The organism is Arthrobacter sp. SIMBA_036 (assembly GCF_046535135.1).
In the GTDB taxonomy this organism is placed as follows: Bacteria; Actinomycetota; Actinomycetes; order Actinomycetales; family Micrococcaceae; genus Arthrobacter.
The window spans coordinates 86,062-100,265 of sequence record NZ_JAWRXG010000005.1; the positions used below are offsets into that span (position 1 = coordinate 86,062).

Annotated in this window: 15 protein-coding genes; 7 read left to right on the forward strand and 8 right to left on the reverse strand. The window is 61.9% G+C overall.

From position 1 onward, the window contains the following. Positions 1 to 72: 72 nt before the first annotated feature. The 3 genes from SB659_RS08490 to SB659_RS08500 all read right to left on the reverse strand — a co-directional run bounded on the left by SB659_RS08490 (position 73) and on the right by SB659_RS08500 (position 2,763). On the reverse strand, positions 73 to 1,464 hold the full coding sequence (locus SB659_RS08490; protein ID WP_410550117.1) for a cryptochrome/photolyase family protein: 1,392 nt from the start codon (positions 1,462 to 1,464) through the stop codon (positions 73 to 75). A gap of 95 nt (positions 1,465 to 1,559) precedes the next feature. Then, a complete protein-coding gene (locus tag SB659_RS08495; protein WP_284975800.1) occupies positions 1,560 to 1,904 on the reverse strand; it encodes a hypothetical protein in 345 nt (114 codons plus the stop codon). A gap of 172 nt (positions 1,905 to 2,076) precedes the next feature. Then, complete coding sequence (locus SB659_RS08500; protein ID WP_410550118.1) at positions 2,077 to 2,763, reverse strand: fasciclin domain-containing protein; 687 nt, start codon at positions 2,761 to 2,763, stop codon at positions 2,077 to 2,079. A gap of 241 nt (positions 2,764 to 3,004) precedes the next feature. Between SB659_RS08500 and SB659_RS08505 the strand changes: the two genes are divergently transcribed. Further along, the gene (locus tag SB659_RS08505) at positions 3,005 to 4,738 is read left to right on the forward strand and encodes a cytochrome c biogenesis protein DipZ (RefSeq protein WP_410550119.1); all 1,734 of its coding nucleotides are present in this window, start codon (positions 3,005 to 3,007) and stop codon (positions 4,736 to 4,738) included. 4 nt (positions 4,739 to 4,742) lie between these two features. On the opposite strand, the gene SB659_RS08510 is transcribed toward SB659_RS08505, so the two are convergent. Beyond that, entirely contained in the window at positions 4,743 to 5,507 is a 765-nt protein-coding gene (locus tag SB659_RS08510; RefSeq protein ID WP_284975803.1) for an IclR family transcriptional regulator, read from the reverse strand. A 172-nt stretch (positions 5,508 to 5,679) separates the two neighbouring features. On the opposite strand from SB659_RS08510, the gene SB659_RS08515 reads away from it, so the two are divergent. From SB659_RS08515 to SB659_RS08540, 6 genes are read left to right on the forward strand one after another with little or no spacing between them, the layout of a single operon-like run. Beyond that, on the forward strand, positions 5,680 to 6,396 hold the full coding sequence (locus SB659_RS08515) for a CoA transferase subunit A (RefSeq protein ID WP_284975804.1): 717 nt from the start codon (positions 5,680 to 5,682) through the stop codon (positions 6,394 to 6,396). A gap of 33 nt (positions 6,397 to 6,429) precedes the next feature. Then, positions 6,430 to 7,146: a CoA transferase subunit B gene (locus SB659_RS08520; protein WP_284975805.1), complete on the forward strand. Its 717-nt coding sequence runs from the start codon at positions 6,430 to 6,432 to the stop codon at positions 7,144 to 7,146. Further along, entirely contained in the window at positions 7,143 to 8,357 is a 1,215-nt protein-coding gene (locus SB659_RS08525) for an acetyl-CoA acetyltransferase (RefSeq protein ID WP_410550120.1), read from the forward strand. Before SB659_RS08520 ends, SB659_RS08525 begins: the two co-directional genes overlap by 4 nt. A gap of 45 nt (positions 8,358 to 8,402) precedes the next feature. Next, positions 8,403 to 8,966, forward strand: a complete 564-nt coding sequence (locus tag SB659_RS08530; protein WP_284979273.1) for an HdeD family acid-resistance protein — start codon at positions 8,403 to 8,405, stop codon at positions 8,964 to 8,966. A gap of 46 nt (positions 8,967 to 9,012) precedes the next feature. Continuing rightward, on the forward strand, positions 9,013 to 9,819 hold the full coding sequence (locus tag SB659_RS08535; protein WP_284979274.1) for an exodeoxyribonuclease III: 807 nt from the start codon (positions 9,013 to 9,015) through the stop codon (positions 9,817 to 9,819). Between the two features lie 53 nt (positions 9,820 to 9,872). Continuing rightward, positions 9,873 to 10,766: a hypothetical protein gene (locus SB659_RS08540; protein WP_284979275.1), complete on the forward strand. Its 894-nt coding sequence runs from the start codon at positions 9,873 to 9,875 to the stop codon at positions 10,764 to 10,766. Here the strand turns inward: SB659_RS08540 and SB659_RS08545 are convergent. The 4 genes from SB659_RS08545 to SB659_RS08560 all read right to left on the reverse strand — a co-directional run bounded on the left by SB659_RS08545 (position 10,745) and on the right by SB659_RS08560 (position 14,122). Continuing rightward, positions 10,745 to 11,821, reverse strand: coding sequence for a LacI family DNA-binding transcriptional regulator (locus SB659_RS08545; protein ID WP_284979276.1), 1,077 nt, complete (start codon positions 11,819 to 11,821; stop codon positions 10,745 to 10,747). The genes SB659_RS08540 and SB659_RS08545 overlap by 22 nt on opposite strands. Before the next feature lie 114 nt (positions 11,822 to 11,935). Next, positions 11,936 to 12,220 carry a hypothetical protein gene (locus SB659_RS08550; protein WP_284979277.1) on the reverse strand — a complete coding sequence of 95 codons (285 nt, stop codon included), beginning with the start codon at positions 12,218 to 12,220 and terminating at the stop codon, positions 11,936 to 11,938. Beyond that, on the reverse strand, positions 12,217 to 13,101 hold the full coding sequence (locus tag SB659_RS08555) for a carbohydrate ABC transporter permease (protein ID WP_284975812.1): 885 nt from the start codon (positions 13,099 to 13,101) through the stop codon (positions 12,217 to 12,219). Before SB659_RS08555 ends, SB659_RS08550 begins: the two co-directional genes overlap by 4 nt. Position 13,102: 1 nt before the next feature. Further along, positions 13,103 to 14,122, reverse strand: coding sequence for a carbohydrate ABC transporter permease (locus SB659_RS08560; RefSeq protein WP_284975813.1), 1,020 nt, complete (start codon positions 14,120 to 14,122; stop codon positions 13,103 to 13,105). Positions 14,123 to 14,204 lie beyond the last annotated feature (82 nt).

A 14,204-nucleotide genomic window follows, 5' to 3' on the forward strand; every position in this document is an offset into this window, starting at 1 on the left:
ACTAATTTCCAGAGGGGGTCCAAGGAGCGTTCCCGGCGGGCTGCCCGGCGCCCCGCCCGGGCGAAGAATTCGCTAGTGGACTTCCCTCATGCCCTTGTATGCCTCCAAGGCCTCGGCCCGGGTGGCCTTGAGGTCCACGATTCCTTCCGGGTAGTCCGGAGTGCCGAACTCGGGGATCCAGTGGGCTATGTACTTGCCTTGGGGGTCGAACTTGGTCCGCTGCCCCTCCGGGTTGAAGATCCGGAAGAACGGGGAGGCGTCCGCCCCGGAGCCGGCCACCCACTGCCAGTTGGCCGGGTTGGACGCCGGGTCCGCGTCGACAAGGGTGTCCCAGAACCATTGCTCGCCCAGTTGCCAGTGGATGCCGAGGTTTTTGACCAGGAAGCTGGCCGCGACCATGCGTACACGGTTGTGCATCCAGCCCGTGGCCCAGAGTTGCCGCTGGCCCGCGTCAACCAAAGGGAACCCGGTGATTCCCTTTTTCCAGGCGCGGAACTCCTGAGGGGCGCCCTCGTGGCCCGGTTCGCGCCCGTTGCTGCCGTCACTGCCGGGCCACGCCCACGGGAAACGGTCAAACTCCGGGCGAAGGTTCGCCGTGGCAAGCTGCGGGTTGTGGAAGTACTGGTGCCAGCAGAACTCGCGCCACCCCAGCTCCGAAGCGAAAATGCTGCTGCTCTCGGACCGCTTTTCCCCGAGCGCGTGCCACACTTCGTAAGGGCTGAGCTCACCCCATCTCAGGTACGGGGAAAGGCCGCTGCTGCCATCAGTGTCCGGACGGTTGCGGCCCTCGCTGTAATTGGAAAGACCCTCCGTCACGAAGCCGGCAAGGCGTTTGTGGCCCGCGGCAGCCCCAGGCGTCCAAGCTTGCGCCAACCCTCCTGCCCAGTCCGGCTTTGTGGGCAGCAGCGACCAAGACTCCAGGTCATCACTTTCAGCAGTGGAACCTGTGTAGCCGTGGCCGGCTTGAGGCACGGGCAGCGGCTCCCGAAAATCCTGCGCCGAGACGGTCCGCCAGAAAGGCGTGAAGACCTTGTACTGCCCGCCTGTTTTGGTGGTCACGTTCCACGGCTCGTGAAGCAGTGAGGCCTGGAAACTCGAGACGTGAAGTTCGGTCTCGCGCGACCAAGCCTTGATGCCGGCGTCGACCGTTCGCTCCGCCGCACCGTACCGCCGGTTCCAGTAGAGGGCGCCGGCACCGAGCGTCGTCGTCAATTCTTGGACTACCTCCAACGCCGGGCCGCGACGCAACACCAGCGGGATGCCCAGTTTGTCCAACTCGGCGCGGAGCGCCAGCAAGGAATGGTGCAGCCACCAGCGGGACGCACCACCATGGGGCCGAAGGCCCGCCGATTCCTCGTCAAGGACGTAAAGTGCGACGGCGGCGCCGTCGTCCACTGCGGCACGGAGCGCGGGGTTGTCAGCGACCCTGAGGTCGTCGCGGAACCAAACGATGGACGGCTTCATTTTTCCTTTCAGCGCAGGCATGGGAACAGCCCATGTCCCTAACGAATACTAGGGGCATGGGCTGTTGGTGAGATGTTGGGCGAAGCCGGTGGAGGTCAGGCGCTGAAAGCGATGGCTTCCTCGCCGATTTCCATCAGTACGGGAGCCGGAGCCGAGGCCGTTTCAGTCCACATGGGCACGTTGTTCACCACGTAGTCCCTTGCGGCAGGCCCCACCATGCTCATGCCGGGATAGATCCTGTGGCCGATTTCCTTGGCGGACTTGATGCCCTCGAGTTGAAGCGCGGTCTTGAAAGCTGAATCGGGAATCGGAACCTTGCGTTCCAGTACGCACCAGCTGATATACAAGCCGTAGAGGGTGTCGAAGTCCAGGCCTTTTTCGGTGTCGTCCTCGAACACCACGCTGTCACGGAGAAAACGGGCGATTTGGGTGTCGGTCATTGCGGTGGCCTCTTCTAAGAGAGAAGTACGGGCCGCCGGTCTGCATCAGCGAATGTCCTGTTTTTTCATGATATCCCAGTCCTGACCGGGAAACCAGATTAACTCTCGGTGGCCGAAAGTAATGCCCTCTACATCTAGGGTAAAGGGCGTCACTTTCAGCAATTGAGTTTTTTTACTTGGGCATCAATACGGAGTCCACGAGGTAAACCGTTGCATTAGCCGTGTGGACGCCACCGCAAATAACATTGGCGCCATTTACAGTCAACGCATCTTTGGTGCCGGCCACCGTCACGTCCCCGCCTTGCACGGTCTTGTGTGTGCCCACCATCTGATCAGGCGTCAGCTGGCCGGGGATCACGTGGTAGGTGAGGATCTTGCTCAGCAAGGCGTCATCAGTCTTGAGCGTTGCGATGGTGGCGGGGTCGATCTTGGCGAAAGCGGAGTCAACAGGCGCGATCACCGTGAACTCGCTGCCGTCCAAGGTGGATACCAGATCCACCTTCGGGTTCAGCTTCCCCGAGACTGCGGACGTCAGGGTCTTCAAGAGAGGGTTGTTGGAGGCGGCGACAGCTACCGGGTCCTGTGACATGCCCAGGACCGAGCCCGCACCACTGGGAACTTGCGCCGCGTAGCCTGCGCAGCCCGGCCCAACAAGGTCACGTGTAGGATCCATGGCCGCGCTGGCAGTAGCGGACATCGACGGCGACGCTGCCATGGACGATGATGCCGCAGATGAGGGCGCTGCGGCCGGAGTGGAGGCGGTGCTGGAGGTGCTCGAACCACCACACGCAGTAAGGCCGAGAAGGGCAGCTGCGGTGAGGCCGACGAAGGCGAGAGCGGGGCGCTTTGTGGACAACATGTCATTCTCCTTTTTTGTGGAACCAGGGCGTTGGTTCCGTTGGTTGGTGGGACCCGGGCCGCCGGCGGTTTGTTTGCCCGGCAGTTTGTGTCTCACCAGCTATTCGGAGGTCGGCACCAGCTGGATGGGTACTGATCGAAAAAGTTTTTCGACCAAGCCACACGGGCCTCGGCTCCGAACTGCTTGCAGATATCCGGAGCCGGCTTACGTTGCAGCCGCCCGGCAAACGTTGGGAGACGCAATGTTGCAACTAGCACTTATCGGCCTGCTGGGCGGATTGATCACGGGGATCTCCCCCTGCATCCTTCCTGTCCTTCCGGTCATCTTCTTATCCGGTGGCGTGCAGGGAGCGCGCCAAGGGCCCGTCGATCTTAAGGCTGAAGCCAAGCGCCGGCGCAAGGCCGGCTTGCGGCCGTACCTTGTCATCCTGGGGCTGGTGATCAGCTTCAGTGTCTTCACGTTGGTGGGCTCGTTCCTTCTGACACTGGTGAACCTGCCGCAGGACCTGGTGCGCTGGATTGGGCTAGTGGTGCTGGTGCTGATCGGCCTCGGGCTGATCTTTGAGCGCTTCCAGCACCTCCTGGAGAAGCCGTTCTCATGGGTACCGCAGCGCAGGGTAGGCACAGAAAATGGTGGGCTGGTGCTGGGGCTGGCCCTCGGCGTCGTTTATGTTCCCTGTGCAGGACCAGTGCTCGCCGCCATTGCGGTGGCTGGCGCCACGGGCCGGATCGGCACGGAAACCATCGTCCTTACGTTGACGTTCGCCTTGGGCGCCGCGCTGCCCCTGCTGGTGTTCGCCCTTGCCGGCCGCCGCGTAGCCGAAAGGGTCAAGACGTTCCGCAAGAACCAACGCAAGATCCGAGTTGCAGGCGGAATAATGATGATCGCCCTGGCTATCGGACTTGTCTTCAACCTGCCCCAACTACTCCAGAGGCTTGTCCCGGACTACACCTCCACACTGCAGGCACAAGTGCAGGACAATGAAAGCGTCAAGAAGGCGCTGGATCTCGGCGGACTGGTCAATGACCAGAACAAGGACCTCGACAAATGCACCAACGGCGGCACCGAGCTGGAATCCTGCGGCACCGCACCGGACCTGAAGGGCATCCAGCAGTGGTTCAACACGCCCGGTAACCAGCCGGTGAACTTGAAAGACCTGAAGGGCAAGGTAGTTCTGGTGGACTTCTGGGCCTACTCCTGCATCAACTGCCAGCGTTCGGTTCCGCACCTGACCGATTGGTACAGCGCCTATAAGGCCGCCGGACTGGAAATCGTCGGCGTGCACTCCCCCGAGTATGCCTTCGAGAAGGAACCCCACAACGTGATGGCCGGGGCACAGAACCTCGGGATCACCTATCCGGTGGGGATTGATAACAACCTCTCCACCTGGACCAACTACCGTAACCGCTACTGGCCCGCTCACTACTTGATCGATTCCTCGGGAACAGTCCGGCAAATCCAATTCGGCGAGGGCGGCTACCAGACCACGGAGAAGCTCATCCGCGAATTGCTGCAGCAGGCTAACCCGTCGGCAACGCTTCCGGCCCCGACGGAGAAGTCCGACGCCGGCCCCGTCGCCGGAGCCACGACTCCCGAGACTTATTTTGGGACCACCAAGAAGGTCAATTACGGGGGCACCGAACCGTACAAGGCAGGTCCGGGCGTCTACACAGCACCGGCAGCCCAAGCGGCCGATAGCTACGCCCTCGCCGGGGGTTGGGATCTGGGCACTCAGTCCATTACGCCCACTGGCGATGGCTCGTCCATCGCGTTGAAGTACCACGCCAAGCAGGTGTACATCGTGGTTAGTGGCCAGGGCACCTTGAACGTGATCCGGAATGGTAAGAGCACTCCGGTGGCAGTCTCCGGAACGCCCACACTGTACAAGATCGTGGACGATTCCTCGAGCAGCGCTGGCAGCCTCCAAGTGCAGGTGCCAAAGGGTATCCAGGCGTACTCGTTCACGTTCGGATAACCTCTCAGCTGCCCTGCAGCCTCGCAGTCATCCGGTGCGCTTCGGCCAGCAGGAGTTTGCCAAGGAACTCCTGCCGGTCGGGCCGGAAGCGCGGTTCGATGCCCGTCAAGGAAAGGGCCCACGCGGGTTCTCCGTGCTGGTCAAACACCGCCGCACCCATGCCCCAGCTCCCTTCCAAAACCAGGCCCGGGTTGACGGAATAGCCTGTCAACCGGGTTCGTTCAAGGTTTTCACGCACAGTCTCAACGGGGTGCCCTGCGGAGAAGTCCCCGGCATGGGCAGGCCATTGGGTGAACAAGCCTTCCTGCTCTTCGGGAGGCAGGAAGGCAAGGATCGCCGTTCCCGCGGACGCTACCCCCAACGGGAATCGCACTCCCTCGTGGAGCACGAAAGACCGCACCGGGAATGAACCTTCTTCCCGCAGCACGCACACGGTCTCGTTGCCTCGACGGATGGAGAAGAACGCGCTCTCCCCTGTTTCAGCGGCCAACCGGCGGAGGGATGGACGGGCGATCTCCTCCATCGGGAAGCGGGCCGCCGCCACGGATCCGAGCAAGAAGATTTCTGAGCCCAGGGCCCACTTGCCGGTGGCGGAATTGTGTTCAAGGAGGCCCTCAGCTGCCAGCGATGACAGCAACCGGTGCACGGTGGGGCGGGTCAACCCTGACTCACGGACCAAGCCGGCCAGGGACGTCCCCTCCGGCTTGCGACCCACCAACCTCAGAAGCAGGGCCACCCTGCCCACCACCTGCGCTCCCTGTACTGCCATGGCACCCTTTCCTAAATTTCATCCACATTATGGACACTTATCAGTGTAGCGTCCACAGAGTGGGTGGATCAGTGTGCGAACCGTTGACCCGCAGTCAGCCAAAACCTAGGCTCACATACAGAAGGGTCATGTCCACAAAGTGGATAGGCCACCACTCAAACGGGAGCTCAGAATGTCAAAGATCCACACGAGCGCCGCCCTCGCGCTGCAGGACGTGATAACAGACGGCTTGACCATCGCCGTCGGAGGTTTTGGTTTAAGTGGTATCCCGGCGGACCTGATCGACGCCGTACGTGATTCAGGCGCCAAAGACCTCACCGTCGTCTCCAACAACATGGGCGTGGATGGCAAGGGCCTCGGCGTGCTGATCGAGGCCGGCCAGGTGCGGAAGGTCATTGCGTCCTATGTGGGCGAGAACAAGCTGTTCGCCGAGCAGTACCTTGCCGGGAAACTTGAGGTCGAGTTCACGCCCCAGGGCACCCTCGCAGAGAGGCTCCGCGCCGGGGGCGCAGGTATCCCGGCCTTCTACACGCGTACGGGTGTGGGCACCTTGGTGGCCGAAGGCAAGCCCTTGGAAGAGTTCGACGGCGTGACGTACGTCCGCGAGCGCGCCATCACCGCCGACGTCGCACTTGTCCACGCACATACTGCCGATACCGACGGCAACCTCATCTACCGCTATACAGCCCGGAACTTCAATCCGGTAGTGGCCACGGCCGGTGCCGTGACCATCGCCGAGGCTGAGGTCATCGTGGCGTCGGGCGAGTTGGATCCAAACCACGTCGTCACCCCCGGCGTCTACGTCCAGCGGCTGGTGCAGGCCACAGACCGGGTGAAGGACATCGAACAACGGACCGTCCGGCCGCGGCCGGTACACGCAACGGTCTAAGAACTTCACGGTCTAAGCAAAGGAGCACACACCATGGCATGGACGCGAGACCAGATGGCCGCGATCGCAGCTGAAGAGCTGACCGACGGCGACTACGTCAACCTCGGCATCGGCATCCCCACGTTGGTGGCCAACAACCTGCCCGACGGCGTGCGGGTGGTCCTGCAGAGCGAGAACGGCTTGCTCGGCATGGGCCCTTTCCCATACGAAGGCGAGGAAGACGCCGACCTTATCAACGCGGGCAAGCAAACCGTGACCATCACCCCCGGCGGCAGCATCTTCGACTCCGCCACGTCTTTCGGAATGATCCGCGGCGGACATGTAAAAGTTGCCATCCTCGGCGCAATGCAGGTCTCCGGCAGCGGCGACCTCGCCAACTGGACCATCCCGGGGAAGATGGTCAAGGGCATGGGCGGGGCCATGGACCTGGTGGCTGGCACTCCGCGCGTGGTGGTCCTCACCGAACACAACGCCAAAGACGGAACGGCCAAGATCGTCACGGAATGCACCCTGCCGCTCACCGGACTCAAGTGCGTTGATCGGATCATCACCGACCTCGCCGTTTTCGACATCGTTCCGGAACAGGCTGCCCCTGGCGCAGAACCGCACGACGGCGGAACCGCCCTCGTGCTGACCCGGCTCGCCCCCGGCGTCACTGTTGAAGAGATCCGCAGCAAGACGGAGGCTGAATTCACCGTCGCGCTGGAAGTCGGCACGGAAGAAAGCACCCTCGAAGGAGTACGCGCATGAGCCTCCATGACCAGTTCGGCAAAGATGTCCTTCTCACGGGATGGGGCCACAGCAAATTCGGCAAACTGACCGATGACACCCTGGAATCGTTGATCGTCCAGGTAGCCGGGGAAGCGATACGCAACTCAGGCCTGGACCCGAAGGACATCGACGAGATCTACCTCGGCCAGTTCAACTCAGGGATGCAGCCACTGGGCTTCACCTCCTCCCTGGCACTTCAGCTGTCCGAAGACCTCGCCAACGTCCCGGCAACACGCACGGAGAATGCCTGCGCCTCCGGGTCGGCCGCTTTCCAGCAAGGCGTCAAGGCCCTCCTCGCCGAGACCGCACGCAACGTCCTGGTGATCGGTGCCGAGAAAATGACCGACGCCGGTGCGGACGTCGTGGGGGCGGCACTACTGGGTGCTTCCTACGAAATGGCGGGCAAGGCCTCCACCACCGGCTTTACCGGCCTCTTCGCTGAGGTGGCCAAGCACTACGACAAGCGGTACGGCTCCAAGATCGCGGCCCCGGGATTTGAAGCCGGCCTCGGTGATGTCCTTGGTTCCATCGCCGCCAAGAACCACCACAACGGCATGGCCAACCCGCACGCCCAGATGCATCGTGACTTCGGTGAAGAATTCTGCCGCACCATTTCCGAGAAGAACCCCATGGTGGCCGAACCGTTACGCCGCACCGACTGCTCGCCAGTCTCGGACGGGGCTGCCGCCGTCGTGATTTCAACGACGGCAACCGGAGGCACCACCGCGCCGGTGCGCCTTGCCGGATTCGGACACGCGAACGACTTTTTCCCCGCGGAGAAACGGGATCCCACGGAGTTCGCTGCCACCCGGGCCTCCTGGGAGCGGGCATTCCGCATGGCTGGCGTCGGCGTCGGGGACCTCGACTTCGCGGAGGTCCACGACTGTTTCACCATCGCCGAGTTGGTCATGTACGAAGCTATGGGCCTGACGCCGCGGGGTGAAGGTGCACGGGCTATCCAAGAGGGCTGGGTGTACAAGGATGGCAAACTGCCCGTCAACGTCTCAGGCGGGCTGAAGGCGAAGGGCCACCCCGTGGGCGCCACCGGCGTATCGCAGCACGTCATCGCCGCCATGCAGCTTTCCGGCACCGCGGGCGATATGCAACTGCCAAACGCCCGACGCGGAGCCGTGCAAAACATGGGCGGAGTGGGTATCGCCAACTACGTCAGCGTCCTTGAGGCCCTCTAGTACCTAACTGTTTCGAATAGGCGGACGGTTGGCTACGCTGACGGTATGTCTGACGTATCGGGTCGCAGAATGTACAAACACCCAGGAACGGCGCTGCTGGTCCGGGGAGCCCTCGCCGTCGTTTTTGGGCTCCTCATCACCGTTTTGCCGGGGGCCACGGCATTCGGAATCGTGGTCCTTTTTGGGATCTTCGCGATAGTTGACGGCATCACCAGTGTTGCCCATTACTTCTACGATCCCGCGGGCCGTTCCAGTTGGACGATGGTGGGCGGCTTTATCTCCATTGCAGCTGGCATCGTGGCCGTTGCCTGGCCGGGGATCACTGCCACCGCCGTCGCCGTCTTGATCGGGCTGTGGGCCCTGATCCTGGGGATTTCGCAGATGGTGCTGGCGTTTGCCGCGAGGAACTTCATCGCTCGGTGGGGCATCTGGTTCCTCACAGGATTCATCACCACTGTGTTCGGGATAGTGGTCCTCACCAATCCAGGCATCGGGATTCTGGGGCTCATGGGAATGCTCGCTGCGTTTGCCATCGTCACGGGTCTGCTGTTGATCGTTTCGGGCATCACCCTCCGCAGGCTCGCGTCCCGGTCGTTGTACGCCCACTAGCCGGTTGGGGGGTGCACCGAGCGCCAAGTTCGGTAAGTTAGTGGCTGTGAAGATAGCTACCTGGAATGTGAACTCCCTCCGTGCCCGCGCTGACCGAGTTGAAGCCTGGCTTGACCGCAGCGACTGTGACGTCCTGGCCATCCAGGAGACCAAGTGCAAGGACGAGAACTTTCCGTGGGAGCTTTTTGAGCGCATGGGCTACGAGGTCGCGCACTTTGGCGTGAACCAGTGGAACGGCGTCGCCATCGCTTCCCGGGTGGGTTTGGATGACGTCGAGCGGACGTTTCCGGACCAGCCAATGTTCGGCAAGGCAGGCAAGGACCCCGCACAGGAGGCCCGCGCCATCGCCGCGACCTGTGGCGGCATGCGCATCTGGAGCCTCTACGTTCCCAACGGCCGCTCGTTGGACGACGAACACATGCCGTACAAGATCAAGTGGCTGGACGTCCTGCAGGGCCACGCGGCCGAGTGGGTAAAGTCCGATCCGACCGCCAAGATCGCGCTGATGGGCGACTGGAACATCGCCCCCTTCGATGAGGATGTTTGGGACATCGAGCTGTTCCGGAACAACAACTTCACGCACGTCAGCGAACCTGAGCGGGCCGCGTTCCACGCGTTCGAAGCAGCCGGTTTTACCGACGTCGCCCGCCCCTTTACGCCCGGTCCGGGCGTCTACACCTACTGGGACTACACGCAACTGCGCTTCCCCAAGAAGGAAGGCATGCGCATCGACTTCTGCTTGGCATCCCCCGCGTTGGCTTCGCGGGTCACTGGTGCTTCCATTGACCGGGAGGAGCGCAAGGGCAAGGGCGCCTCGGACCATGCGCCCGTCATTGTGGAACTCGCCGATTAACCTTATTAACCAGCTACGCAAACACGCGAGATAAGGGAAGGGGCAGGCCGATCATGGCTGGAAACCTGTACGGGGGCCAAGCAGGCCTGCCCTTCTCTTCCTCACTGCGGGTTTACGAACCGCTCGCCGCCTTTCCGCCGGACCAGCAACGCCAACTGGTGGCAGAGGGCAGGAAGATCGGCTCCCGGGCCGCCGTCGAAAACGCGGAACTGCAAGCATCGCTGGGCCGCATCACCCGCGAGGGAGGCGATCCTTTTCCCACCGGGCGCACGGATCTGGTGAGAATGACCCGCGTACCTGCCGCCCGGCACCTGGCTCCGGGGAACGGCGGCAAAGATGAGGACGACGCCGGACGGATCCTTTACTGCCCCAGCCAGCTGGTGATTCGGGCAGGTTTGGCAGCCAACGCGCTCATGGACGGCATCCATAGTCCCTTGGCGGACTTGCTCATCCCCGTATCGCAGCGGGACAAGCACCAGCTCCGGATAGACCGGATCAACGCGGGCGAGGATGCCAAACGGGTCCATACCCGGGCGTCCACCTGGGGCATCCCGTTCAGCTGGTTCTCCTTATTCTCCGAAGGGGACCGCAAGGACGTCGTCGAAGCCGGCGGACGCATCCTCACCGTGAGGGTATGGACGCCCCTGACCGAAGCGCTGGACCGGGCGCGGTTCGCGGTGGCCCATCTTGCTTTGGCCGCGCCGGACCTGGACATGCTCGATGACTTGACGCAGCTGACCGAATGGCTGGAATTGTTCCACACGCGGTCCCTTGTGGAACTGGATTACGGTGCGGTGGCGGACAAGGTCTACCCAGACGAATCACCGATGGACGTGCGGCTGGGCATCGAATGCCTGGCGGAAGGCGACATGACAGGCGCCGCAGCCGCGTACCGCCGTCTTGCTTCCCGTTGGATACCAATCCGTCAGTTGGCGCGGGCGTCCTGAGCAAGGTGCTGTGGCGGGGCAGTTGTCTCGCGGATGATCAGCTCGAACGGCGCTACCTGCGACCTGACAGCCCCGGTAACACCGTCAAGTTCATCGAGCAGCATCTTGGTGGCGAGCTCAGCCTGGTTGTCAGGACGTTGGCCCACGGTGGTCAGGCCGAGCGAGGACGAGAAATCGTGGTCATCGATGCCGATGACTGAAAGGTCCTGGGGAACGCGGACACCATGGCGGGCGGCCTCAAAGATGACTCCCATGGCCATCTCGTCCGACGAACAGAAGATTGCAGTGGGTTTGCGCCCGGGTTGCTTCCAAAGACGCTTGAATGCGTGTTGGCCGCTGGCCACTGTGAAGTCTCCCCATTCATCCCATTCGGGACGGACTTCCAGTCCGGCGTCGGCCATGACTTCTTGGAAGGCGCGGATACGCACGCGGGGAACATCGAAGTTGAGGTCCGTCTCGTCGTCTCCATGGAGCAGTGCTATATCTGTGTGGCCCAGTTCCAGCAGATGCCGGACAGCAGTGGACGCGGCGTCGTAATCGTTGATGCCGATGTAGGCACAATCTTCAACGTGCCCACCCACTACAACCAAGGGGATGTCGAGCTTGTGGAGGTGTTCGAGTTCGTCGGCGCTCAGGGACATGCAGAGAACCAGTAAGGCATCGATTTGTTTGTAGACCATGGTGGAACTGAAGAGGCGTTCCCGGTTGCTTCCATGGCCGCCGAGATTGAAGAGCGACAGGTTGTACTTGCGCGAGTGCAGCTCCCGATCGGCGCCCTCGATGGCTTTGGAGAAAAACCATCGGCTGACGAACGGGGCCAGGACCCCGATGGTCCGGGTGCGGCCCGTCGCCAGCCCGGAAGCCGACGACGAGGCCACGTACCCAAGAGAACCGGCTACTTCAAGGATTTTTTCCCTGGTGGCGGGGGAAACGCGGGGCAGGCCCCTGACCGCCCGGGAGACTGTTGCGGTGGAGACTCCAGCAGCTGCGGCGACGTCCTCGATGCTGACTCCCGCATGGCCACCACGTTGGGACCGTTCGTTCGCCTTTGCCACTGATGCCCCCTCATTGGTGCACGCCGAAAGCCGAGGGGCGTTCCCAGACGGCACACCCAGCCTATTCCGCCCCCATGCCCTCCGCCGATTTCACGCCATATATTGCGAATCCACTCACTTCAGACGCTTGGTGGTCCTCGGGGGCAGCTTCTTCCGGAGCCGAAACATCCCCCATAAGGCCAAGACAATCGCCAGCAGTCCCAGCGCCCAACCCAAAGCAGGCTGGCCGGTGAGTTCCATGGCAACCGTTACCACCAGAAGCACAAGCCCCCAGAAACCCAACAGGCCAATGATGATGTCAAAGTCCTCAGCGGACCGGACATGCTTGCTGTCCGGATTCTTCCGGTCCGGATTTTGCCGGGAGGAAGCGGATGGAGCAGCATCGGCGGAACTGGTCACTTGACAGCACCCGCCGTCAGCCCGGCAACAATCTTCCGCTGGAATATGAGCACCAGAATGACCAACGGGATAGTGACCACGGTGCCGGCAGCCATGACCGCCGTATACGGTTCCTGATGAGGCTGGGAACCGGCGAAGTAGGCAATGGCCACCGTTACGGTCTTTGTGGAGTCATTCGAGAGCTGGCTGGCAATCAGGAACTCGTTCCACGATGCGATGAAAGCAAGGATGGCCGTGGTGAACGTGGCTGGAGCAGCCAGTGGCAGGATCACCTTCCGGAATGCCTGGCCCTGCGTACATCCGTCGATTCGAGCGGCTTCCTCAAGCTCCCATGGCATCTCACGGAAGAACGAGGTGAGGGTATACACGGTCAACGGAAGCACGAACGAAATATTGGGAATGATCAGGGCCTGGTAGGTACCGAACCAGCCGATGTTGGTGAACAGCTGGAAGAGCGGCGTAACCAAGGCGACACCGGGGAACATGGAAGCCCCCAGGATGAAGCCAAGCACCACGAACTTGAATCGGAAGTTCAACCTCGCCAGGGCATAGGCTGCGAACACGCCAACGACAAGTGCGACGACGGTGGTCACCACCCCAACGATCAAGCTGTTGAGGAGGTTCTTGCCGAAGTGGTTGCCGAGGCTTTCGTCGAAGACAGTGGCGAAGTTGTCCCACGTGACGTGCGTGAAGAAAGGCGTGGTATCGAACGTAAAACCGACGTCCCGGAAAGCCGTGACAACCATCCAGTAGAACGGTGCCAAGCACCAAATCAGGATGATGGCCGCACTGATGTACGTGCGGAAGGAGCCCCAGTTGAACGGCCGCTTGGGCCGGTCTGTTGAGGTTGCTGACGTCCTCGAAACTGTAGCTGTGGTCATCTCACTTGGCCTTTCCGGACGAGGTTGCGGCATCGACGGCGTTGGCCCCAAGGAAGCGGACGAAGATGAAGGCGACGAGGAAGATCACGAGGAAAGTAATGGTGGATAGGGCCGCAGCTGTGTTGAATCCTTGCCGGATCTGTTGCACCACCAGAATCGAGAGGGTGGTTGTTCCGTTAGCGCCCTGGGTCATGATGGCTGGAAGGTCGTACATGCGCAGCGCGTCAAGCACACGGAACAGGATCGCAACCATGAGTGCGGGCCGGACCAGCGGCAACGTGATCAGGCGGAAGCGCTGCCACGTGGAAGCACCGTCCACCCTTGCAGCTTCATAGACTTCGTCCGGGATCAACTGCAGGCCGGCAAGGATCAACAATGCCATGAATGGCGTGGTTTTCCAGACGTCCGCGATGATAATGGCCCACTTGGCAGGCCACTCAGAACCCGTCCACAAGATCTGTGTTCCGAAGAGCTTGTTGGCGATGCCTTCGAAAGCGAAGATGAAGAACCACAGCTTTGCAGTGACGGCCGTCGGGATGGCCCACGGTACCAGGACAGCTGCGCGGATCAGGCTGCGTCCACGGAATGCACGCGCCATGATGATTGCCATCCAAAAGCCGAGGACGGTTTCAAAAGCAACCGTGACCAGCGTGAAGAAGAACGTTGTGCCCATGGAGTCCCAGAATTGGGCGCCCAAGGTTCCCGGAGGACAAGCAACACTGCCTCCGCCGGGGGCCGTGCATTGCTGCACCAGCCAGTGAATGTAGTTGTCGAAACCAGCAGGGCCGCCTTCGGAGAAGAACCCCGTGGTGGCGTCCAGGCCAGAGTCCTTCTGGAAGGACATGACGATTGCGTTGATCACTGGATAAATGATCACGATCGCCAGTAGGACCAAGGAGGGGGCCAGCAGGGTGTAAGCCCAACGGCCTTGCGTGGCTTCCTTCCGGTCCGCGCTTTCGCGGCCCGGCAGTTTTTGCCCGCCACCCGCCGTCGTCTTCGGCTTTTGAAGTTCTGTTGACATGTCAAGACTCCTGTCAGGGAGAAGGCCGTTGCCGCCGGTCCGGCCGCCCGTCCGTGAGGAAAGGCCGCCGGACCGTGGCCCG